We start from the raw sequence: 21160 nt of genomic DNA, 5'->3' as shown, positions 1-21160 counted from the left end.
GGCCTGAACCCACGGCCCTGGCATGGCGTTAGCGCAGCGCCAGGGCGGCCAGACCCGCTGCCGCTGCCTGCAGGGCCAGCGCCATGCCCCAGTGCATGCGGCCTTGCATGGCGGCGCCCAGGGTCCACTGTCCGGCCAGCAGCACGCCAAAGCCCCAGAGGTTGCGCGACAGCGGCGCCTGGTCGGCCTGCCAGAGAAATGCGACGGCGCCGCCCACCAGGGCCGCAAAGTCCAGCACCGCGAACAGGCGCAGCGCGCGGCCCATGGGCGGGGCGAACCGCTGGCGGTGTGCCGCCAGGTCGAACGCCGGTTTGGGGAAGCGCTGCGCCACATCGGCCGGCTGCCAGCCCGGGGGCATCAGCCACACCCTGGCCTTGTCGCTCCAGCGGTGTGCCTGCCAGCTGTCGTGCACCAGATGGCGGTAGACGGCGGCATTGGCCCACAGCGGGTCCCAGCTGTTGAGCAGGCCGCGGGTGCCGTAGACGCAGGGGTCGTGTGGGTCTTCTTCCTTGAAGGTGCCGAACAGCCGGTCCCACACGATCAGGATGCCGCCGTAGTTCTTGTCCACATAGGCGTCGTTGACGGCGTGGTGCACGCGGTGGTTGCTGGGGGAGCAGAACCAGCGGTCGAACCAGCCCAGGCGGCGCACCTGCTCGGTGTGCACCCAGAACTGGTAGAGCAGATCGATCAGGCCGACCACGGCAAACACCAGCGGCGGCACGCCCAGCAGCGCCATCGGCAGGTAGAAGATCCAGGCCAGCAGCGCGCCAGAGCTGGTCTGGCGCAGCGCGGTGGACAGGTTGTAGTCCTGGCTCTGGTGGTGCACCACATGGGCCGCCCACAGCACGGCGACTTCGTGCCCCATGCGGTGCAGCCAGTAGTAGCAGAAGTCGTAGAGCAGCAGGGCCAGCAGCCAGCCGGGCAGGCTGAACCAGAAGGCGTCATGGCGCCACAGGGCCGCGTGGTGGGTCACGGCGGTGTAGATGCCCAGCGTCAGCAGCTTGGTGAAGACCGCGCTGGTCTGGCTCAGCACGCCCAGGTTCAGCGAGGTGATGGCATCGGCCAGTGTGTAGGTGTTGCGGCCGCGCCGGCGGCCGATGGCCCATTCCACGGCCATCAGTGCAAGGAACACCGGGAGGGCCAGAACAATGATTTGGCTGGGTGAGAGCATGGCGCCCGATTCTGGGCGCGGATGGCAGGCACAGCCTTGGCGCGAACCCTAGTTGCGCCCGCAGGCGGTCTGCTGCACGGGTGCCCATGGGGCGGCAACAAAAAACCGCCTGAGCGCAAGCGCTCAGGCGGTTGTCTGGGGCGGCGTGGCCGGCGTTCAGGCGGTGGGCAGGAAGCCTTCCACCGACAGATAGCGTTCGCCCGTGTCATAGGCAAAGCCCAGCACCTTGGCGCCTGCGGGCAGCTCGGGCAGCTTCTGTGCAATCGCGGCCAGCGTGGCACCCGAGGAGATGCCGACCAGCAGACCTTCTTCGCGCGCCACGCGGCGGGCGTATTCGCGGGCGGGTTCGGCATCCACCTGGATCACGCCGTCCAGCAGGCTGGTGTCCAGGTTCTTGGGCACAAAGCCGGCGCCAATGCCCTGGATGGGGTGGGGCGCAGGCTGGCCACCGGAGATCACGGGCGAGGCCGCAGGCTCGACGGCAAACACCTTCAGATTGGGGAACTTGGCCTTGAGCACCCGGGCTACGCCGGTCAGGTGACCGCCGGTGCCCACGCCGGTGATCAGCACGTCAATGCCTTCGGGGAAGTCCTTGAGCACTTCCTGGGCGGTGGTCGCTTCGTGCACCGCCACGTTGGCAGGATTTTCGAACTGCTGGGGAATCCAGGCCCCGGGCGTCTGTGCGGCCAGTTCCTGTGCGCGGGCGATGGCGCCCTTCATGCCCTTTTCCTTGGGCGTCAGGTCGAACGTGGCGCCATAGGCCAGCATCAGGCGGCGGCGTTCGATGGACATGCTCTCGGGCATCACCAGGACCAGCTTGTAGCCCTTGACGGCGGCCACCAGGGCCAGGCCCACGCCGGTGTTACCGCTGGTCGGCTCGATGATCACGCCGCCGGGCTTCAGTGCGCCGGACTTCTCCGCATCCTCCACCATGGACAGCGCAATGCGGTCCTTGATGGAGCCACCGGGGTTGCCACGCTCGGACTTGATCCAGACATTGGCGCCTGCACCGTAGAGGCGGTTGATGCGGATGGCGGGCGTGTTGCCGATGGTTTGCAGAACGTTGTCGAATTTCATGGTCTCTCCAGCAGGTGGGTGGAATTCGGGAACGGCCATTGTGGCGCACTTGTTCCGCCTGGGCGGAATATGAATATGCCCTGGAGACAGGGTCGGCGGCACCCTGTGGTGCTTCCCTGGCTACGGGCTTGTCCGGGCTGCCAAAGCCGTGTGCCGCGCAGAAACTGCAGCTTGCACTTGATGCACATCAAGCGCCGGGTGATCGGTGGCCCGCAAACGCCTGTGGCGCGAAACAATGGACAGGTGTCTTCATGCAAAGGAGGTTCCCCTTGTTGCTCACGTTCAATCACACCATGCTGCTGCTGGGCGCATGCTGCGTGCTGTTGATGGTCGGCTTTTCCTACCGTGATCAGCGCTGGGGCCCCTGGACCATGCTCGTGGCCGTGATCTGCCTGCTGCTGCTGATGGGCTACAGCATCCTGAACCTGCTGTAGCGCAGGGTTGTGCCCGGCCCTGCCGGCAGACGGGCGCCAGACGGGCGATAATGCGCGCTGTGAAGTTCGCTGGACCGCCGCTGGTGCTGGTGCCGAAAGGCCGCACTGGAGGAACGTCCGGACTGCATAGGGCGGCGTAGCAGCTAACGGCTGTCCACCGTGAGGTGAGGATCAGAGCAACAGAGACGAGTCTGGCAGGAGTGCCGCAAGGCAGACCATCCAGGGTGAAACGGGCAATCTCTACGCGCAGCAATACCAAGTAGGCACACGTTGACGGGGCCCCCGGAGTGTGCGGGTAGGTAGCATCGAGCTGGTGGGGCGACCCCCAGCCCAGAGTAATGGCGGTCACGCAGCGGGCAACCGTTGTGCACAGAATCCGGCTTACAGGCGAACTTCACACTTTTAGATTCCAACAAAAAACCGCGCTTCCAGCCACTGGGAGCGCGGTTTTTGTTTCCGTGGATGCCGTAGGTGCCGAGGGTGGCGCGCAAGTTGAAAAGAATTTTTCAACTTTCCGGATCAATGCGCCCGCCGGCCATCCTGACTTCCAGGTGTTTCTCATTGGAGAGAAGGTTGCCTGGGCAACCCCCGCTATGCATTTGCAAGTGCGGGCGGTGGCGATGCTGAAAAGAATTTGCCAGATGGCGGGCCGCAGCGCAGGGGCGCGCCGGTGGGCGATTCACCGCGCTGCGCCATGGCCGGGCGGTGGGTGCGCCCGCCGCCGCAGGCTGGGGCACGTCGGTGGTGCGGGCGGGGCCCCGCCCGGCGGGACGCCGCGCCGCAGCAGGGGGTTAGAACCGTTCCCAGGGCATGGCGTAGCGCCACTGTCCCTCGGGCAGCTTGGCCACCGAGATGCGGCCGATGCGCTGGCGCTTCATGCCGATCACTTCCAGGCCCACGCATTCGCACATCTCGGCAATCTCTTCGGGAAAGATGCCTTTGAGCGCAAAGCGCAGATGGGTCTCGTTCTGCCAGCTGACCTTGATGCGGGGCAGGCGCTTGCCGTCGATGGAGGTGCCGTCGCACAGGCGCTCCAGCCCGCCTTCATCGATGGTGCCGCGCACTTCGACAATGCATTCCTGCTCCAGGTACAGCGCTTCTTCCTGCAGCTTGCGCGCCACGCGGTGGTCCTGGGTGAACACCATCAGGCCGCTGGCGGGCACCGGAATGGGCAGCAGGCATTCCAGGTTCTTGAAATGCTTTTGCAGCACCAGGATGGGCGCTGGCGTGTCCACATCGGCCAGGTTCTCGGGCACCAGCAGATCGTAGGCATTGCCCACCTTGCCGCGGGTGTGGCCGCGTGCGCCCTGGGGGTTGCGCACGGTGTAGCCGGCGGGCTTGTGCAGCAGCAAGGTGACGGGGGGCGCGCCTTCGGGCTTGGCGCCTTCCTTGACGCTGACGGCTTGCTGCGGGCGCACGCGGGTGGCAGGGGTCTGGACGGTGATGCCGTCCACCTGCACGGCGCCGCTTTCAATGTAAAGCTCGGCTTCGGCGCGCGAGCAGCCCAGCTGGGCGGCCAGGCGTTTGGACAGGCGGACGCCTTCGTCCTGTGCTTCGGGGTGTTCAGTCGGTGACATAAGCGCGCAGTCTACGAGGCCCGCGATGGCCTGTGGGCCTCGCGGTATCTGCGGCGGCCAAAAAGCGGGGCCGCCGTGTGCGGCCCCGGCGAGGCGCCAGCGTCAGGCAGCCGGTGCTAGCCCCAGCGCCTGGATGCGTTCCACATGGGCCAGCAGGCTGCGCTCGGCCAGCTTCCACAGCGGCTGGGGCGTGTCGGCGTAGGCGTGCTGCACCCAGTCCTGCATGCTGCCGCCGGGCAGGGCCTGCATGGCGGCCAGCACCTTGGCCTCGCGTGCCAGGCGGTGGTTTCTCAGGCGGGCGATGACCGCGCGGGCGGCGCCCAGCACATAGCCGTGTGCGGGCAGGATGAAGTCGATCTCTTCCTGCGCACAGATGGCGTCCAGCGTGTCCAGCGAGCGCAGGTAGGCATCCATATTGCCGTCCGGCGGGTTCACGATGGGCGTGCTGCCGTTCAGGATGTGGTCTCCGCTGAACAGCAGCTCGTCCTCTTCCAGCACCAGGCAGACATGGTTGGCGGCGTGGCCGGGCGTGAACACGGCGCGCAGGGTGTGGGTGACGGGGATGTCCTGGCCTGCCGGCGGCGAGGCAGACAGCACCAGCCGCTCCCCATCCTGCAGCGCCAGATCCGGGGTGAACCGGGCGGATGCCGAGGCCGTGGGGGCGGACGGCAGGCCATGGATCTGCGGGCGGGGCACGCCCCGGTCCTGGCACAGCTGCTGCAGCACAAAGGCCCCGGGGGCATGGTCGGCATGGGAATGGGTGCAGACGATGGCGCGGATATCGCCGCCCGCGGCGTCGTACAGGCGCTGGATGTGGGCGGCATCGGCCGGACCGGGGTCGATGGCGATGAAACCCGTGGCCGTCTCCCCCACCAGATAGCTGTTGGTGCCGGGACCGGTCATCACGCTGGCGTTGGGGGCCGTCAGGCGCAGCAGGTTTTTGCGCAGCGGCACGGGCTGTTCGCTCTGCCAGTCGAGCGGGTGCAGGCATTGGCCGTCGGGGCAGACCATGGCCAGCTCGCCGTAGGGGGCTTCGTCCTCGGTAAAACGCGCTTCCTTGCCGCTTTGCAGGCCGGTGCGGGGTGAATGCTTCCACAGCGGACCGTTGACCACGGCCGCCAGCACGCCTTCGGTGCTGCCCAGCTGGGCCAGCCGCGTCAGGGTGCGGATGGTGGGGAAGATCATGGGCATCTGCCGGGCCTGGAAGCGCTCCAGCGCCTGGGCCGGCTGCACCCAGACGGGCTCGAACTGCTCGCGGTTGTCGGGCTCCGGTGTCTGGCCGGACGGCATGCGGGCCACAAAAAAGGGCACGGCAAAGCGCTTGGGCAGGTTGCGGTCGGCTGTGAAATGGCCAATCTGCCACAGCTGGGCCACGTCCAGCCGCAGGCCGCGCGCGCGCAGCTGGGGCCACAGCGGGGCATGGCGGTCCAGCGCATCCACATCGGCCTGGGTGGCGGGGCTGCCGTCGGCATGCACGGCCAGCAGCAGGCCCATTTCCTCGAAGGTTTCGCGCAATGCCGCGGTGGCGGCCGTGCGGCCGGTGGCGTCCAGCCCGTCGCGGCTGCGCACCACATCGTCGCTGGCCTGTGCGTCCTGGGCCTCGATGCCGCCGCCGGGGAAGACGTACATGCCCGGCGCGAAGCTGGCACGCTCGGAGCGGCGGGTCATCAGCACTTCGCAGCCGCCGTCCGGCAGGTCGCGTAGCAGCAGCAGGGTGGACGCGTCCAGCGGCGTGACGGGGACGCGCTGGGGGTGGATGAGCAGGTGGTCGCGGGGCATGGCCACATTATTGGGGCGGTGCGGCGTGCACGTCTGTCACCTGCAGCCATGCATATAAACACATGCCGGAATCTTATGAAAGGACGGCTACCATGGCTGTCATTGATCCAGATCAGACCCGATCCGCTTGCTAAGGCCATCACCCATGACCGTTTTTCACCGCCGCACCCTGCTGGGCGCCTTTGCCGCCGCTGCCCTGACCACTTCCGCCCCCGCCGTGCTGGCGCAGGGTGACTGGCCCAGCCACCAGCCGGTGACCATCATCATGACCTTCAATGCCGGCTCCGGCGTGGATGTGGTGGCGCGCCTGATCCAGGAGCCGCTGTCCAAGCTGATCGGCCAGACCGTGATCATCGACTACAAGCCCGGGGCGGCCGGCAACATCGCCAGCGAGTATGTGGCCCGCGCCAAGCCGGACGGATACACCCTGGTGTTCGGCACGGCGGCCACCCATGGCACCAATGCGGCGCTCTACCCCAAGCTGCCGTTTGACGTGGAGAAGGACTTCGAGGCCGTGGCCCCGGTGGTCGATGTGTCGAATGTGCTGACCATCAACCCGGATGTGATCAAGGTGAATTCGCTGGCCGAGTTCGTCAAGGAAGTCAAAGCCAACCCCGGCAAGTACAACTTTGCCTCCACGGGCAATGGCACCGGCACGCACATGGCGTTTGCCGAGCTGAACTGGCGCCTGGGCCTGGACATGGTGCATGTGCCCTACAAGGGCGGTCCGGAAGCCATCACCTCGGTGCTGCGCGGCGAGACCTGCTGCATCATGAACCAGGTGCAGACCGTGCTGCCGCACTACAAGAGCGGCAAGCTCAGGCTGCTGGCTGCCACCACCGCCAAGCCGATTGCGGCCGTGCCGGAAGTGCCGCCCGTGGCCGCCAGCGGTCTGCCCGGCACCAAGGGTTTTGACAGCGCCATCTGGTTCGGCCTGTGGGCTCCCAAGGGCACGCCGGCGCCCATTGTCAACAAGCTGAACGCGGCCATCCAGCAGGTGCTGCACCAGCCCGAGATCAAGAAGCGCCTGGAAGACAGCGGCAACAGCCTGCGCTTCGAGACGCCCGAGCAGTTCCGCAAGACCGTGCACGAAAACCGCCTGAAGTCGGCCGAGATCGTGAAGGCGGCCAAGATCACCATCCAGTAAGCGGCGCTGCGGCCGCCCGCTCGGCACCAGGCGCGGGCGCCGCCGCCATGCAAAAAAGCGACAGGCAGGCCTGTCGCTTTTTTGTTGCCCTTTGCAGGCGCCGGGGCGGGCGCCCAGGTGTCAAAGCGCCAGAAGCCTATTTGCCCTTGCTGTAGCCCATGGCCACCACGATGGCACAGACCAGGTAGAAGGCCTGCAGCTCCAGCGCCCAGCCGCCCGTGGGGTGCAGCCCCAGGAACTGCCCGGTGTGCACCAGAAACAGCGCAAACAGCATGCTGATGGCCATCACGATGGCGGCGGGTACCACCCACAGGCCCACCAGCATCAGCAGCGGCGCCACCACTTCGCCCAGGTAGACGCCGTACGCCACCCAGCCAGGCAGGCCGGCCTTCATCACCAGCGATTCGATGCCGCCCACCCCCTTGGTGATCTTGGCCCAGCCGTGGAACAGCATCAGCACGGCCAGGGTGACACGCAGCAGCACCATGGCCGCCTGGGGGTGGTGGAAAACACGCAGCAGATTGTTCATGGTCACCTGTCGTCAAAAAAGCTGGGGGAATGGTAATGCAGCCTGGCGGCGCTGCGGGGCAACACGCTGGTGCTGTCGGCGCAAAGCGGCTACGGTGTACAGGCAGATGCCATCTGCCGTGTAGGCGGTTTGCGCAAAGCGTATGCAACGGCGCACAAACCGGCGCGGCACGCCTAGCATGGACAGCACCGACACGGACCACAGCGCTTTCGTGTACGCGGAAGGGGCACGGTCATCGTCCTGTCACCCGCAGGGTTGCAGGATGGGCTCCAGCCCCTTTTTTCTTCGGACGTTTCTTACTGAGGAGGTACCACATGGTCGCAATTTCCCACCGTTCCACCTGGCTGGCTGCCGCAGCGGTTGCCGCTGCGCTGGGCATCGCAGGTTGCAGTTCCACCGGTCAGACCCAGGGCAAGGGCAGCGCGCCGCAGACCAAGGAACAGCTGGAGTCCCAGTCCACCGCCGCACTGAACCGGCTGTATGAGGCCATGCCCGGCACCCGCGAGCTGGTGGCCAAGTCGCGCGGCGTGCTGGTGTGCCCGGCGGTGATCGGCGGCAGCTTTGTGATCGGTGCCGAGCACGGCAAATGCGTGCTGCGTGCCAACGGCACCACGCGCGGCTACTACAGCACCACGGCAGCGTCGATCGGCTGGCAGGCAGGCGGGGCATCCAAGGCGGTCATCTACGTCTTCAGCTCGCAGGATGCCTACAACAAGTTCCTGAACAGCGATGGCTGGTCTGTGGGGGCCGATGCCAATGTGGCCGTGGGCAAGGCCGGCGCCAATGGCGGTGTCGACACCACCACGGCCAACGCGCCGGTCAGCAGCTATGTGCTGAACAATACCGGTCTGGAAGCCGGCGTGTCCGTCAACGGCAGCAAGATCAGCAAGATCAGCATGTGACGGCGCAGCTGCGCCGCCAGCGTGCGGTGCAACATGCAACATACGAAATGCAAAAAGACCGGCCTGGGCCGGTCTTTTTTTGTGCTGTCGGATGCGCCGCCGTTCAGGTGGGCGAGTCGGTGCTGGCGCCGGGCGCGGGCTGGTACCAGCGGGTGGCGATCAGCTCGGGTTCGTCGTGTTCCAGCAGCTTCTGCCAGTGCAGATCGGCGTCCTGCACGAACAGATCGCTCACCAGGGCCTGGGCCAGGCGGGTGGCGCCGATGCCCAGGCCGGGAATGTCGCTGCCCAGGGCCGCATGGCTCATGGTGGCGCCCCAGTTGAACAGGTGCAGGCGCGACAGGGCCTCGGCCTTGTCGCCGTCGGCGCTCTGGAGCGCGAAGTTGGCCGCCAGATAGGGGAAGCGGGCCGGTTCAGGCTGGGCGGCCGCCATGGCAGGGGACACATGGCGGCCCCAGGTGTCGATGTGCGGGGTGTAGCGGGCCAGCTCGGGGCGGTCCAGCAGGTCCACATCAAAGCCGGTGCCCAGGATGACGGCGTCAAAGCGCTGCACGCTGCCGTCGGCCAGCGTCACGGTCACACCGTCGGCCAGGGGCTGCACATCCTTCCAGCCGCAGCCCAGGCGCAGCGTGAAGCTGTCGTGGGCGTCGCAGCGGCGCACGGTTTCCCAGGGCGGAGGCACCTGTTCGTCGAAGATGTAGGTGTAAAAGCGCCATTTGCGCGCATCGTCCAGTGCCGAGTAACCGCGCAAAAAGCCGGGAAAGGAGGCGGCCTTGCTCTTGTTGATCTGCGGCAGCACGGCGCGGCGGGCGAACTGGCTGACGGCGGCGCCGGCTTCCAGCGCGCAGGCGGCATTGTCAAAAGCCGAGGCACCGGCGCCCAGCACGGCGATGTGCCGGCCGCGCAGGGCATCGAAGTCGATGGCATCCATGGTGTGGAACACGCGGCCGGCGGCCAGCGGGTCCTGCATGGACAGCGAGGGAAAATCCGGCCAGCGCGGGGCGCCGCTGCCGTCGCGGCCCAGTGCCAGGATGATCTTGCGGGTGCGCACCGTCTCCACGCCCTGGGGGCCTTGCAGGCGGGCGGTCAGCACACCGTCGGCATCGCCGACTTCCAGCAGGCGCACGCCGTTTTCCACCTGCACCCCGGCGGTGTCGCGTACCCACAGCAGGTAGTCACGCCAGTCCACGCGGCCGATCTTGTGCAGCCCTGCCCATCCAGGGGTGGCGGCATCGAAAGGCGAGATGTCGCCGGTGCCGTGCTGGGCTTCGTACCAGGCGCGGAAGGTGAGGCTGGGCACGCCCAGGTCGGGGCCGATCAGCTGCTTGGGGCTGCGCAGCGTCAGCATGCGGGCGTAGGTGGCCCAGGGACCTTCGTCGCCCCGGGCGGCGGCGTCGATCACGCGGATCTTGCGCACGCCTTCGCGCAGCAGGGCAAAGCCCGCGGTCTGGCCGCACATGCCGGCGCCCACCACCAGCACGTCCAGGGTGGGGTCGTCGGCAGCGGCCGTGCCCTGCACCCAGTTGGGGGCGGGGTAGTTCAGGCGCTCCAGGTCACGGCGGGCCTCGGCGGCGAGGGCTTCGAGCGCGGGCTGGTTGCGGGGGCTGGACAGGGTTTGGAGGGGAACCGCAGGAAGTTCGGCGGAAGAGGAGGGGGAAAGGCTTTCGTTCGTCACAGGTAGGAAGATAATCCAAGGATGACCCAACTTGACTGTTTCTATAGCCTTTCTTCTCCCTGGGCCTATCTCGGAGGCCCCCAACTGCAGGACATCGTGCGCCGCCACGGCGTCAAGCTGGTGCTCAAGCCCTATGACTTCCAGCTGGTGGTGCCGCAGACCGGCGGCATTCCGCTCAAGACCCGTCCCGAGCCCCGCAAGACCTACCACGCGCTGGAACTGGCACGCTGGAGCGACTATCTGGGCCTGCCGCTGAACCTGGTGCCTGCCCACTATCCCCAGGGCGTGGCCGACGACGTGAACTGGAACAAGACCCCGGGCTGGATGGTGATTGCCGCCCAGTTGCAGGGCCTGGATGCCTTCCCGCTGTCGCACGCGCTGCTGCGTGCCCTGTGGGCCGAAGAGCGCAAGACCTCCGACGCGGCGGTGCGCATTGCCGTGGCCAACGAAGCCGGCTATGACGGCGCCGCCCTGCATGCGCTGGAAACCTCGGCCGAGGTGCAGGCCCAGTACCAGGCCAACAGCGAGGAAGCCGTGGCCCAGGGCGTGTTTGGCGCCCCCACCTTCATCCTGAACGGCGAGCGTTTCTGGGGCCAGGACCGCCTGCCGTTCGTCGACCGTGCACTGGCCAAGCTGGCCGCTGCCAAGGCCTGACAGGGCCTGATCCACCCTCTGCCACACACCATGCACATTCGCTTCACCAAGATGCAGGGCGCGGGCAACGACTTTGTCGTGCTCGACGAGACGCAAGGCCGCCTGGGCCTGACGGCGGCGCAGTACCGCTTTCTGGCGGACCGCCATTTCGGCGTGGGCGCCGACCAGATCCTGACGGTGCGCCCTTCGCCCGCCGACGGCGTGGATTTTGAATACGTGATCCACAACGCCGACGGCGGTGAGGTGGAGCAGTGCGGCAACGGCTCGCGCTGTTTTGCCCGCTTTGTGTATGACAAGGGCCTGACCGACAAGACCACCATCCGCGTGCAGACGCTCAGCGGGGTGATCGCGCCCCAGCTCACGCCGGATGGCCGCGTCACCGTGGACATGGGCCTGCCGGTGCTGGACGCCCCGCGCGTGCCTTTCGACGCCAGCGGGCTGACGGCAGCCACGCGCCACCGGGCCCAGGTCTGGCCGCTGGCGCTGGCGGCGCCTGCGCCCGCCCAGGTCGAGGTGGTGGTGGTCTCCATGGGCAATCCGCACGCGGTGCAGCTGGTGGACGATGTCGACCAGTTCCCCGTGGCGGTGGTGGGCCCGCAGGTGGAGCGCCATGTGCGTTTTCCGCAACGCGTGAACGCGGGCTTTCTGCAGGTGCAAAACCGCGCGCAGACCAAGCTGCGCGTCTATGAACGTGGCTCGGGCGAGACCCTGGCCTGCGGCACCGGCGCCTGCGCGGCCGTGGTCGCCGGCATCCAGCAGGGTTTGCTGGATGCGCGTGTCGATGTACAAACCCGGGGGGGCTTGCTGACGATCGCCTGGGAGGGCGGCGCGCAAGACCATGTGTTCATGACCGGCCCGGCCACCACGGTGTTCGAAGGCCAGATCGAGATTCCTGACGCTTTATGACTTCCAACGTCTCCACCATGAATGACGACAGCATTGCCGACTACCTGCGGCAGCACCCCGAATTCTTTGAACGCCACGCCGAGCTGCTGTCGACCGTGCAGCTGAGCAGCGGCCACGGCGGCCGTGCCGTCAGCCTGCAGGAACGCCAGGCCGAGATGCTGCGCGACAAGATCAAGGGCATGGAGCAGCGCATCATGGAAATGGTGCGCAACAGCAGCGACAACGCCAGCATTGCCCACAAGATCCACCGCTGGAGCTGTGCGCTGGCCAAGGTCCAGGATCCGCGCCAGCTGCCGCACACGGTCAGCGAAGGCATCCAGCGCGAATTCGAGGTGCCCCAGGTGGCCGTGCGCGTGTGGGATGTGGCCGGCCCCTACCAGGGCGGCATGTACACCATGGGCGTGAGCGACGATGCCAAGTCCTTCGCCACCTCGCTGACCATGCCGTTCTGCGGCCCCAACCTGGGTTTCGAGCCCACCAGCTGGCTGTCCAAGCCCAGCGAGGTGCAGTCGCTGGCGCTGCTGACGCTGCGCGAAGGCCCGAACGACAGTGCGGCCCCGGCCTTCGGCCTGCTGGTCCTGGGTTCGCCCGATCCGCTGCGTTTCGATGCCACCATGGGCACCGAGTTTCTGGCGCGCATTGCCGAACATGCTAGCGCGGCCCTGGGCCGCCTGCGCATCACCCCCGGCAACTGACGGGTACCACCATGGCGGCCACCGGTCGGCTTACCGCAGGGCGTCCCCGCGCCGGCCAGCCCGCCATGGCGCACCCGGTGCTGGACGCCGTGGCGGGCCAGTACCTGGAGCATGTGCGGGTGGAAAAGCGCCTGTCGGCCCGCACGCTGGCTCTGTACACCTTGGATCTGGAGCGCCTGAGCACGCTGGCACAGACCGTTCAGACCCCGCTGCTGCAGTTGCAGCCGGTGCAGATACGCCGCTTTGTGGCCCAGATGCACGGCCAGGGGCGCAGCGGGCGGGGCATTGCACTGATCCTCTCGGGCTGGCGCGGTTTCTTTCACTGGGCGGCGCAGCAGGGGCTGGTGCCGCACAACCCGGTGCAGGGGGTGCGGGCACCCAAACAGGCCAAGCCCCTGCCCAAGGCCCTGGGGGTGGACGATGCGGTGCAGCTGGCCGGTTTCCGCAACGACGATGCCGATCCCTGGACCGAGGCGCGCGACGCCGCCATGACCGAGCTGCTCTACAGCAGCGGCCTGCGCGTGGGCGAACTGGTGGGCCTGAATCTGCAGCCCGGCGATGCGGCGCAAAGCGGCTGGATCGACTGGGAGGCGGCCGAAGCCCATGTGCTGGGCAAGGGCGGAAAGCGCCGCACCGTGCCGGTGGGCAAGCATGCGCTGTCGGCCTTGCAGCGCTGGCTGCGCCACCGTGCCGAGCCGTTTGAGCCCGATTGGGCAGAGCCAGCGTTGTTCGTGGGCGCACGGGGCGGGCGCATGTCGGCCCAGACCGCCTGGGCGCGGCTGCGCCAGCGCGGCCAGCAGGCGGGCCTGGCGCAACCGGTGCACCCGCATGTCCTGCGCCATTCCTTTGCCAGCCACATGCTGCAAAGCAGCGGCGACCTGCGTGCCGTGCAGGAGCTGCTGGGCCATGCCAACATCGCCACCACCCAGGTCTATACCCGGCTGGATTTCCAGCACCTGGCCCAGGCCTACGAGCAGGCCCACCCACGCGCCAAGCGCAAGGAGTGAGCGCGGCAGGGGGCGATGGCCCCTGTGCCCACCGTCGCCGTGGCTTCCTGATTTGATAGCGGCCTGTGCCGGTATAGCGCTATGGGGCAATCGATAACACCTGCAAGGCGGACGCCCCCATGGGCGCAGGGCACTTGACCGGCTGGCTACACTGACTGTTGTTGCGCGCCCTGGAATTTTCGGGCGGCGCCCCCAGCTGATTGCTGTTTTCCCCCGTTTCGCGGCGGCCCGGTGCGGCTGCCGCGCCAGATTACAAGGCATACCACCATGGCACTGATTCCCGTCAGCATCCTCACCGGCTTCCTGGGCTCGGGCAAGACCACCTTGCTCAAGCGCGTGCTCAGCGAATCCCACGGCATGAAGATCGCCGTGATCGAAAACGAATTCGGCGAAGAGAACATCGACACCGACATTCTGAAGACCGAATCCAAGGAACAGATCCTGCAGATGAGCAATGGCTGCATCTGCTGCACCATCCGCGAAGACCTGCGCGAAGCCCTGCAACTGCTGGCCGCCAAGCGCCGCAAGGGGCTGGTGGAGTTCGACCGCATCGTGATCGAGACCACCGGCCTGGCCGACCCCGGCCCGGTGGCACAGACCTTCTTCATGGACGACGAGATCGCCGAGAGCTATCTGATCGACTCCATCATCACCCTGGTGGATGCCAAGCATGCCAACCAGCAGCTGGACGACCGCCAGGAAGCACGCCGCCAGGTGGGCTTTGCCGACCAGATCTTCCTGACCAAGACCGACCTGGTCAACGCCTCCGACAAGGAGGCACTGGTCCACCGCCTCAAGCACATGAACCCGCGCGCGCCCATCCAGGCCGTGCATTTCGGCGAAGTGCCGCTGTCCGAAGTGTTTGACCTGCGCGGCTTCAATCTGAACGCCAAGCTGGACATCGATCCCGATTTCCTCAAGGCTGACGAGCACGACCACAGCCATTGCGACCATGATCACGGCAAGTGCGAGCATGACCACGATCACGGCCATGCCCACCACCACGAACACGGCGAGCACTGCGACCATGACCATGCCCATGGTGCGGAGTGCAAGCACCCGCACCACCACCACCATGACGACGATGTGAAGAGCTTCGTCTACCGTGCCAGCCGTCCGTTCGACCCGGCCAAGCTGGAGGACTTCCTGGGCGCGATCGTCAACATCTACGGCCCACGCATGCTGCGCTACAAAGGGGTGCTGAACATGAAGGGCACCGAGCGCAAGGTGATCTTCCAGGGCGTGCACCAGCTGATGGGCAGCGACCTGGGGCCGGAATGGGAAGCCGACGAGGCGCGTGAAAGCCGCATGGTGTTCATCGGCATTGACCTGCCGCAGGACATCTTCAAGCAAGGGCTGGAACAAAGCCTGGCATAAACCCTGCTTCGTGGTTTGCCGCCGGTCGCGGCCGGGCCCCTGGCCGGCCGCGGGGCCGCTGCCGCACCGGCGCAGAATCGCCCGCCACCTCTCGCAGCCATGCGGGAGAGGGCGGGCGATTTACATGGTCTTACCAAAGCTGGTTGTGTGATATCCGCAACTTTGCGTTAGGTATTGTTGGAGATGGCTACAATCCCGCCCCTAAAGAGAACCCGGTCGGTCTGCCCACGGGGAAGACAGACTGGGACGGTCATACTGTGAGGAGACAGGACGTGACAGCCGAGACCAGCAAGAAGAAAGCCACACCCAAAGTGGCTGCACCTGCGGCCCCCAAAGCCGCAGCCGTGAAGACGCCTGTCAAGGCAGCTGCCAAGAAGGTGGCCGCACAGCCCAAGGCTGCGGCAGCCCCCGCCGTTTCCCCTGCGCGCAGCCCTGCGCGCAGCGCCTCAACCCAGCCTCTGGCAGCCGCTTCGACGGCTGCCAAGCCCACAAGCACGAAAGCCATGCCTTCCACTATCTCTGCCCCCACAGCCGCCGTGCTCAAGCGTGACCCCAAGCTGGCCAACAACTGGAAAACCAAGTCTGCCGAAGAGCTGAGCGATGCCGAAGTCATTGCCATGCCCGACGAGGAGTACATGAACGACAAGCAGATGGCGTTCTTCCGTCACAAGCTGGTGCAGCTCAAGCAGGACATGCACAACAACGCGGGCGAGACGGCTGAAAACCTGCGCGAAGACACCGTGGTGGTGCCCGATCCCGCAGACCGTGCCACCATTGAGGAAGAGCACGCCCTGGAACTGCGCACCCGCGACCGCGAGCGCAAGCTGCTGAAGAAGATCGAACAGTCCATCGCCCGCATCGACGCCGGTGACTACGGCTACTGCGACGAAACCGGCGAGCCCATCGGCGTGGGCCGTCTGCTGGCCCGTCCCACGGCCACGCTGTCGCTGGAAGCCCAGCAGCGCCGCGAGCTGAAGCAAAAGATGTTTGGGGACTGATCCACACCCCGGATCCACCGCCCACCGTTGCAGGACACCATGAACCAGGAATCAGGCAAGACAGGCGGTTTTCTCTCCAAGATGCTGCAGAAGGTCACGGGCTCCTCCGCGCAGGAGCCTGCCGACCTGGCTGCCAGCGATGAAGGGTCTGGCAAGGAGGCCCTGCACCAGATGGTGGAGCGCAAGCGCCGCGACGACGCCATCCGTGCCCAGGAATTTGCTGAGCTGCGGCAGCTGCGCAGCCAAAGCGGCCGCGGCGGCCCCCCGGCACGCATGCCGGCTTCGGCGTTTTTGCCTTCGGCGCTGGACGCCGAAGACCACGGCACCACCACCTTGCGAAAAATCGATGCCATCGAAGCGCAGATGGCGCAGCAATGGCTGAGCGCTGCCGATGGCTGCGCGCCGGTGGCCGACGCCGTGCCCCCGGTCACAGACGCCCACGCTGCGGCGTCTAGCCCGGCACCGGGCCGGCCGCCTGGCATGACGGCGGCCCAGTGGCAGGTGATCCCCACGCTGGGCGAGGAAAGCCGGGTGCCCCCGGTGCCGGTCGACACCGCGGACGGTGCGGGCTTTGCCATCACGCCCGATATCGAAGAAGCCGCCATCCTGTTTGCCCATGGTGATCTGGATGGCGCCAAAGCGCGCCTGCTGGAGCTGCTGGTGCATGGCCTGGACCATGCGCCGGTGGACCGCCGGGCGGTGGCAGGCATCTGGCAGGTGGTGCTGGACCTGTACCGTGCCATTGGCGATGAAGAAGGGTTCGAGCCGCTGGCGCTGGACTGGGCGAGCTATTTCGGCCATGCGGCGCCGGTGTGGTTCTCCATGCCGCAGCAGCTGGGCATGTCGTCCCTGGACATGGCGGTCAGGCTTCAGCCCGCCGGGCGGGACGGGCTGGCAGGGGTGATCGAAGGGGATGCCACCCCCTGGCTGCAGGCCTTGCAGGCCCGTGCGCGGCTGGGCACGCCGCTGGAGATTTCCTGCGAGCGCCTGATCCGCCTGGACTTTGTGGCTGCCGGCATGGTGCTGAACTGGGCGGCCGAGATGCAGGTACTGGGCCACCAGCTGCGCTTCACCCAGCTGCACCATCTGGTGGCGGTGTTCCTGCAGGTGATCGGTATCGAGGCCCACGCCAAGCTGCAGCTGCGCGCCCCCTGAGGGGGGCGGCGTGTCGCCGGTGGCGGGGGGGGACGTAAGCCTTGTCCAGGCCAAAAAAACTGTGCTCCGGCCTCTTGCAAGCGGCTCAATCGCCTCGATATATTGAAGCTATGGAACAGTATCACGGCACCACCATCCTCAGCGTGCGGCGCGAAACGCCGGACGGCATCCAGGTCGCCATTGGCGGCGACGGCCAGGTCACGCTGGGCAACATCGTTGTCAAGGGCACGGCCCGCAAGGTGCGCAAGCTCTACCATGGCAAGGTGCTGGCCGGCTTTGCCGGCGCCACGGCCGATGCCTTCACGCTGTTCGAGCGGTTCGAGGCCAAGCTGGAAAAGCACCAGGGCCACCTGACGCGCGCGGCCATCGAGCTGACCAAGGACTGGCGCACCGACCGCGTGCTGCGCCGCCTGGAGGCCATGCTGGCCGTGGCCGATGCCTCGGCGTCCCTGATCATCACCGGCAACGGCGATGTGCTGGAGCCCGAGCAGGGCATCGTGGCCATCGGCTCCGGCGGGGCCTATGCCCATTCGGCCGCCAAGGCGCTGCTGAACCACACCGAGCTGTCGGCGGAAGAGGTGGTCAAGAAGTCGCTGGAGATCGCCGGCGAGCTGTGCATCTACACCAATATGCACCACACCATCGAGACGCTGTAAACCGGTTTCTCCATTGTTTTGATAGCGCCCTGTGCTCGCGCTTGCCGCACAGGATGCCCATTTGAGTCATAAAGCCATGTCGTCCATGACCCCGCAGGAAATCGTCTCCGAGCTGGACCACCACATCGTCGGCCAGCCCAGCGCCAAGCGCGCCGTGGCCATTGCGCTGCGCAACCGCTGGCGCCGCCAGCAGGTGCCCGATGGCCTGCGCCAGGAAATCACACCCAAGAACATCCTGATGATCGGCCCCACCGGCGTGGGCAAGACCGAGATCGCGCGCCGCCTGGCCAAGCTGGCCGATGCGCCTTTCATCAAGGTGGAAGCCACCAAGTTCACCGAAGTCGGCTATGTGGGCAAGGACGTGGATGCCATCATCCGCGACCTGGCCGAAATCGCCGTCAAGCAGACGCGCGAAGCCGAGATCAAGAAGTTGCGCGTGCGCGCCGAAGATGCCGCCGAAGAGCGCATTCTGGATGTGCTGCTGCCCCAGGCCCGCACGCACGATGCCGTGCCGGCCGACAGTGCCACGCGCCAGGTGTTCCGCAAGAAGCTGCGCCAGGGCGAGCTGGACGACAAGGAGATCGAGATCGATCTGGCCGAAGCCCGTCCGGCGCTGGAAATCATGGGTCCCCAGGGCATGGAGGAGATGACCGAGCAGCTGCGCGGCATGTTCAGCCAGATGGGCCAGGAAAAGCGCAAGACGCGCAAGCTGCCCATCCAGGAGGCCTTGAAGCTGCTGACCGATGAGGAAGCGGCCAAGCTGGTCAACGAGGACGACATCAAGACCCGCGCCATTGCCAATGCCGAACAGAACGGCATTGTCTTCATCGACGAGATCGACAAGGTGGCCACGCGCCAGGAAACCAGCGGCTCCGACGTGTCGCGCCAGGGCGTGCAGCGCGATCTGCTGCCGCTGGTGGAAGGCACCACGGTGTCCACCAAGTACGGCATGGTCAAGACCGACCATATTCTGTTCATCGCCTCGGGTGCGTTTCACCTGTCCAAACCCAGCGATCTGATTCCGGAGCTGCAGGGGCGCTTCCCCATCCGGGTGGAGCTGGCGTCGCTGTCGGTGCAGGACTTCGAAGCCATCCTCACGCAGACCCATGCCTCGCTGGTCAAGCAGTACCAGGCGCTGCTGGCCACCGAAGGGGTGACACTGGCGTTCACCCCCGAAGGCATCACCCGCCTGGCCCACACGGCCTTCCAGGTGAACGAGCGCACCGAGAACATCGGGGCCCGGCGCCTGTCCACGGTCATGGAGCGCCTGCTGGACGAGGTGAGCTTTGACGCCGCCAAGCTGGCGGGCCAGACCATCACCATCGACGCTGCCTATGTCGATGAGCGGCTCCAGATGCTCAGCCAGGACGAGGATTTGTCGCGCTTCATCCTGTGATCTGACCCCGATTGCACGCCACGCCCCCTGCGGTCCTTGCGACGGCAGGGGCGTTTTGTTTGCGAAATGCAATTAATTCCCGAGCTCAAGCTTTGTCTGTGCACTACCGCCTAAGTTCTTGTAGACAAAGGACTTTTGTGTATCTGCTATAGAAATCTTCATCCTAAGTTGTTGATTTCATTGCAAATGTTTGTGACAGGCGTCGAGGCAAGAACCGGATTTGCTGCTACAGTGCAAAAAAGTGCAATTAAGTGGTGAAAGTTGCCTCTGCAGCCCAGGCGCAGAGGTCGCAAGGTTCAACCTAGCCGGGGTCAACAACCGTGTTTCAAGGGGCGTCTTCGCTGAGTCTGGATGCGAAGGGGCGGCTTTCAGTGCCGACCCGGCATCGTGACGCCCTCCTGGCCATGGCCGAAGGCCAGATCACCATCACCAAGCATCCCCACGGCTGCCTCATGTTGTTTCCCCGTCCTGAATGGCTGAAGTTCCGCGAACGCATCGCAGAGCTACCCATGTCCGCGCAGTGGTGGAAGCGCATCTTTCTGGGCAACGCCCAGGATGTGGACATGGATGGCACCGGCCGCGTGCTGGTGGCACCCGAGCTGCGCCAGGCCGTGGGCCTGAGCAAAGAGGTGGTGTTGCTGGGCATGGGCAACCACTTTGAGCTGTGGGACCGCGCCACTTACGAAGCACAGGAGGCAGAGGCCATGCAGGCCGACATGCCGAACGTTTTCCAGGATTTTGCTTTTTGAAAAGGGCGAGCGTTGAACCAGCCCCTCCAACACATCACCGTCCTGTTGGACGAAGCCGTGGACGCCCTGCTGGGTGCGGCCGGGCCTTCGCCCGCCGGTCAGTGGGTGGATGCGACTTTTGGCCGTGGCGGCCATTCCCGCAAGATTTTGCAGCGACTGGGGCCGGATGGCCGCCTGGTCGCTTTCGATAAAGACCCGGAAGCGATTGCCGAAGCGGCACGCATCACGGACCCGCGTTTTTCCATCCGCCACGAAGGCTTCCGCCATCTGGACGAATTGCCCGCAGGCAGCTGTGCCGGCGTGCTGATGGACCTGGGCGTGAGTTCGCCCCAGATCGACAGCCCCGAGCGGGGTTTCAGCTTCCGTTTCGACGGCCCTCTGGACATGCGCATGGACACCACCCGTGGCCAGAGCGTGGCCGACTGGCTGGCCGATGCGGAGGTGCACCAGATCGCGGAGGTGATACGTGACTATGGCGAAGAACGGTTTGCTGGGCCCATTGCAAAGGCGATTGTTGCTCGGCGCACAGAAAAAGGCCCACTCACCACTACTGCCGAGCTGGCCAGCATCGTGGCTGGTGCGGTCCGCACACGGGAGGCAGGCCAGAACCCTGCCACGCGGACCTTTCAGGCTTTTCGGATTTTCATCAATGCCGAGCTCGAAGAGCTGCAGCAGGCGCTGGCCGCCGCGCTGAAGGTGCTGCAGCCGGGTGGCCGCCTGGCCGTGATCAGCTTCCACTCGCTGGAAGACCGCATCGTCAAGCAGTTCATCGCCCAGCATTCCAAAGAGGTGTATGACCGCCGGGCGCCGTTTGCGGCGCCCCAGCCCATGCGCCTGAAGGCGCTGGAACGCATCAAGCCCAGCGCGCAGGAAATCGAGGGCAATCCGCGTTCGCGCAGCGCCGTGATGCGCGTGGCCGAGCGCACCGAGGTGCCTGCATGATCTGGCCGCTGCGCACTGCTTCCACCCACCTGGCTGCCTGGCAGCGGGAGGAAGCATGCTGCGCCTGAACATCCTCCTGCTGGCGGCCGTGGTGGCGAGTGCACTGTTTCTGGTGCACACGCAGTACGAGGCACGCCGCCTGTTCACCGAGCGTGAACGGGCGCAGCATGACGCGCGCGAGCTGACGACCGAGTACCAGCGCCTGCAGGTGGAAAAGCGTGCCCAGGCCACGCCGCTGCGCATCGAACGCCTGGCGGTGGCGCAGAGCATGCAGAGCGCCACACCGGCCATCACCCAGTATGTGGAAGACAAGGCGGCTGCCGGAGGTGCGCAATGA

The 21160-nt window shown here is 66.2% G+C and carries 20 protein-coding genes, 1 other RNA gene and 1 pseudogene; 16 read left to right on the top strand and 6 right to left on the bottom strand.

What is annotated here, in order from left to right; genetic code table 11:
- Nucleotides 1–34 precede the first annotated feature (34 nt).
- Nucleotides 35–1171 (bottom strand): annotated as a pseudogene (locus QM470_RS06115) (sterol desaturase family protein); the annotation flags it as partial.
- 156 nt (nt 1172–1327) lie between these two features.
- A complete protein-coding gene (cysK, locus tag QM470_RS06110; protein WP_066542020.1) occupies nt 1328–2248 on the bottom strand; it encodes a cysteine synthase A in 921 nt (306 codons plus the stop codon).
- 269 nt (nt 2249–2517) lie between these two features.
- Here cysK and QM470_RS06105 point away from each other — a divergent pair, with 269 nt between their 5' ends.
- Together QM470_RS06105 and rnpB are read left to right on the top strand one after the other, a co-directional pair.
- The gene (locus QM470_RS06105) at nt 2518–2682 is read left to right on the top strand and encodes a hypothetical protein (protein WP_225608711.1); all 165 of its coding nucleotides are present in this window, start codon (nt 2518–2520) and stop codon (nt 2680–2682) included.
- Between the two features lie 61 nt (nt 2683–2743).
- Nucleotides 2744–3082: RNase P RNA component class A (rnpB, locus tag QM470_RS06100), an RNA gene on the top strand.
- Nucleotides 3083–3473: 391 nt separating this feature from the next.
- Here rnpB and QM470_RS06095 read toward each other — a convergent pair.
- Both QM470_RS06095 and QM470_RS06090 read right to left on the bottom strand, forming a co-directional pair.
- Entirely contained in the window at nt 3474–4259 is a 786-nt protein-coding gene (locus tag QM470_RS06095; RefSeq protein WP_066537830.1) for an RNA pseudouridine synthase, read from the bottom strand.
- Between the two features lie 102 nt (nt 4260–4361).
- A complete protein-coding gene (locus tag QM470_RS06090; RefSeq protein WP_283338545.1) occupies nt 4362–6038 on the bottom strand; it encodes an MBL fold metallo-hydrolase in 1677 nt (558 codons plus the stop codon).
- Nucleotides 6039–6183: 145 nt separating this feature from the next.
- Here QM470_RS06090 and QM470_RS06085 point away from each other — a divergent pair, with 145 nt between their 5' ends.
- Nucleotides 6184–7185: a Bug family tripartite tricarboxylate transporter substrate binding protein gene (locus tag QM470_RS06085; RefSeq protein ID WP_283338544.1), complete on the top strand. Its 1002-nt coding sequence runs from the start codon at nt 6184–6186 to the stop codon at nt 7183–7185.
- Nucleotides 7186–7321: 136 nt separating this feature from the next.
- On the opposite strand, the gene QM470_RS06080 is transcribed toward QM470_RS06085, so the two are convergent.
- Nucleotides 7322–7714 carry a DoxX family protein gene (locus tag QM470_RS06080; RefSeq protein ID WP_283338543.1) on the bottom strand — a complete coding sequence of 131 codons (393 nt, stop codon included), beginning with the start codon at nt 7712–7714 and terminating at the stop codon, nt 7322–7324.
- A gap of 314 nt (nt 7715–8028) precedes the next feature.
- Here QM470_RS06080 and QM470_RS06075 point away from each other — a divergent pair, with 314 nt between their 5' ends.
- Entirely contained in the window at nt 8029–8616 is a 588-nt protein-coding gene (locus QM470_RS06075; RefSeq protein WP_283338542.1) for a BPSL1445 family SYLF domain-containing lipoprotein, read from the top strand.
- A 103-nt stretch (nt 8617–8719) separates the two neighbouring features.
- On the opposite strand, the gene QM470_RS06070 is transcribed toward QM470_RS06075, so the two are convergent.
- On the bottom strand, nt 8720–10288 hold the full coding sequence (locus tag QM470_RS06070; RefSeq protein WP_283338541.1) for an FAD/NAD(P)-binding protein: 1569 nt from the start codon (nt 10286–10288) through the stop codon (nt 8720–8722).
- Nucleotides 10289–10309: 21 nt separating this feature from the next.
- Here QM470_RS06070 and QM470_RS06065 point away from each other — a divergent pair, with 21 nt between their 5' ends.
- The 12 genes from QM470_RS06065 (at nt 10310) to ftsL (ending at nt 21160) form a co-directional block, all read left to right on the top strand.
- Nucleotides 10310–10942, top strand: a complete 633-nt coding sequence (locus QM470_RS06065) for a 2-hydroxychromene-2-carboxylate isomerase (protein ID WP_283338540.1) — start codon at nt 10310–10312, stop codon at nt 10940–10942.
- A gap of 30 nt (nt 10943–10972) precedes the next feature.
- A complete protein-coding gene (gene dapF, locus QM470_RS06060; protein ID WP_280013069.1) occupies nt 10973–11848 on the top strand; it encodes a diaminopimelate epimerase in 876 nt (291 codons plus the stop codon).
- A complete protein-coding gene (locus QM470_RS06055; protein ID WP_066537810.1) occupies nt 11845–12543 on the top strand; it encodes a DUF484 family protein in 699 nt (232 codons plus the stop codon). The genes dapF and QM470_RS06055 overlap by 4 nt, the downstream gene beginning before the upstream one ends.
- A gap of 65 nt (nt 12544–12608) precedes the next feature.
- A complete protein-coding gene (locus QM470_RS06050; RefSeq protein WP_283338578.1) occupies nt 12609–13550 on the top strand; it encodes a tyrosine recombinase XerC in 942 nt (313 codons plus the stop codon).
- A gap of 267 nt (nt 13551–13817) precedes the next feature.
- Nucleotides 13818–14927 (top strand): CobW family GTP-binding protein, encoded by a 1110-nt coding sequence (locus tag QM470_RS06045; RefSeq protein ID WP_283338539.1) that lies wholly within the window; start codon nt 13818–13820, stop codon nt 14925–14927.
- Nucleotides 14928–15199: 272 nt separating this feature from the next.
- Nucleotides 15200–15925 (top strand): RNA polymerase-binding protein DksA, encoded by a 726-nt coding sequence (gene dksA, locus QM470_RS06040; RefSeq protein ID WP_083520462.1) that lies wholly within the window; start codon nt 15200–15202, stop codon nt 15923–15925.
- A 39-nt stretch (nt 15926–15964) separates the two neighbouring features.
- The gene (locus QM470_RS06035; RefSeq protein ID WP_283338538.1) at nt 15965–17080 is read left to right on the top strand and encodes an STAS domain-containing protein; all 1116 of its coding nucleotides are present in this window, start codon (nt 15965–15967) and stop codon (nt 17078–17080) included.
- A 110-nt stretch (nt 17081–17190) separates the two neighbouring features.
- Nucleotides 17191–17736, top strand: a complete 546-nt coding sequence (gene hslV / locus QM470_RS06030; protein ID WP_066537798.1) for an ATP-dependent protease subunit HslV — start codon at nt 17191–17193, stop codon at nt 17734–17736.
- Between the two features lie 76 nt (nt 17737–17812).
- Complete coding sequence (hslU, locus tag QM470_RS06025) at nt 17813–19132, top strand: ATP-dependent protease ATPase subunit HslU (protein ID WP_280012935.1); 1320 nt, start codon at nt 17813–17815, stop codon at nt 19130–19132.
- 320 nt (nt 19133–19452) lie between these two features.
- Nucleotides 19453–19881 carry a division/cell wall cluster transcriptional repressor MraZ gene (mraZ, locus tag QM470_RS06020; RefSeq protein WP_066537794.1) on the top strand — a complete coding sequence of 143 codons (429 nt, stop codon included), beginning with the start codon at nt 19453–19455 and terminating at the stop codon, nt 19879–19881.
- Nucleotides 19882–19893: 12 nt separating this feature from the next.
- Nucleotides 19894–20823: a 16S rRNA (cytosine(1402)-N(4))-methyltransferase RsmH gene (gene rsmH, locus QM470_RS06015; protein ID WP_066537793.1), complete on the top strand. Its 930-nt coding sequence runs from the start codon at nt 19894–19896 to the stop codon at nt 20821–20823.
- 55 nt (nt 20824–20878) lie between these two features.
- Nucleotides 20879–21160 (top strand): cell division protein FtsL, encoded by a 282-nt coding sequence (gene ftsL / locus QM470_RS06010; protein ID WP_280012936.1) that lies wholly within the window; start codon nt 20879–20881, stop codon nt 21158–21160.

The sequence above is a fragment of the Comamonas sp. 17RB genome, assembly GCF_030056555.1.
Classification (GTDB): domain Bacteria; phylum Pseudomonadota; class Gammaproteobacteria; order Burkholderiales; family Burkholderiaceae_C; genus Comamonas; species Comamonas terrigena.
Note: the sequence above shows the minus strand (reverse complement) of the source record. Positions and strands in the feature narration are given on the sequence as shown.

Coding starts and splice junctions, on each gene's coding strand:
- QM470_RS06085 (WP_283338544.1), top strand. CDS start 6,184: ATGACCGTTTTTCACCGCCGCACCCTGCTGGGCGCCTTTGCCGCCGCT.
- cysK (WP_066542020.1), bottom strand. CDS start 2,248: ATGAAATTCGACAACGTTCTGCAAACCATCGGCAACACGCCCGCCATC.
- QM470_RS06045 (WP_283338539.1), top strand. CDS start 13,818: ATGGCACTGATTCCCGTCAGCATCCTCACCGGCTTCCTGGGCTCGGGC.
- QM470_RS06035 (WP_283338538.1), top strand. CDS start 15,965: ATGAACCAGGAATCAGGCAAGACAGGCGGTTTTCTCTCCAAGATGCTG.
- QM470_RS06075 (WP_283338542.1), top strand. CDS start 8,029: ATGGTCGCAATTTCCCACCGTTCCACCTGGCTGGCTGCCGCAGCGGTT.
- QM470_RS06090 (WP_283338545.1), bottom strand. CDS start 6,038: ATGCCCCGCGACCACCTGCTCATCCACCCCCAGCGCGTCCCCGTCACG.
- dapF (WP_280013069.1), top strand. CDS start 10,973: ATGCACATTCGCTTCACCAAGATGCAGGGCGCGGGCAACGACTTTGTC.
- QM470_RS06065 (WP_283338540.1), top strand. CDS start 10,310: ATGACCCAACTTGACTGTTTCTATAGCCTTTCTTCTCCCTGGGCCTAT.
- hslU (WP_280012935.1), top strand. CDS start 17,813: ATGTCGTCCATGACCCCGCAGGAAATCGTCTCCGAGCTGGACCACCAC.
- QM470_RS06055 (WP_066537810.1), top strand. CDS start 11,845: ATGACTTCCAACGTCTCCACCATGAATGACGACAGCATTGCCGACTAC.
- QM470_RS06095 (WP_066537830.1), bottom strand. CDS start 4,259: ATGTCACCGACTGAACACCCCGAAGCACAGGACGAAGGCGTCCGCCTG.
- ftsL (WP_280012936.1), top strand. CDS start 20,879: ATGCTGCGCCTGAACATCCTCCTGCTGGCGGCCGTGGTGGCGAGTGCA.
- QM470_RS06050 (WP_283338578.1), top strand. CDS start 12,609: ATGGCGCACCCGGTGCTGGACGCCGTGGCGGGCCAGTACCTGGAGCAT.
- hslV (WP_066537798.1), top strand. CDS start 17,191: ATGGAACAGTATCACGGCACCACCATCCTCAGCGTGCGGCGCGAAACG.
- QM470_RS06080 (WP_283338543.1), bottom strand. CDS start 7,714: ATGAACAATCTGCTGCGTGTTTTCCACCACCCCCAGGCGGCCATGGTG.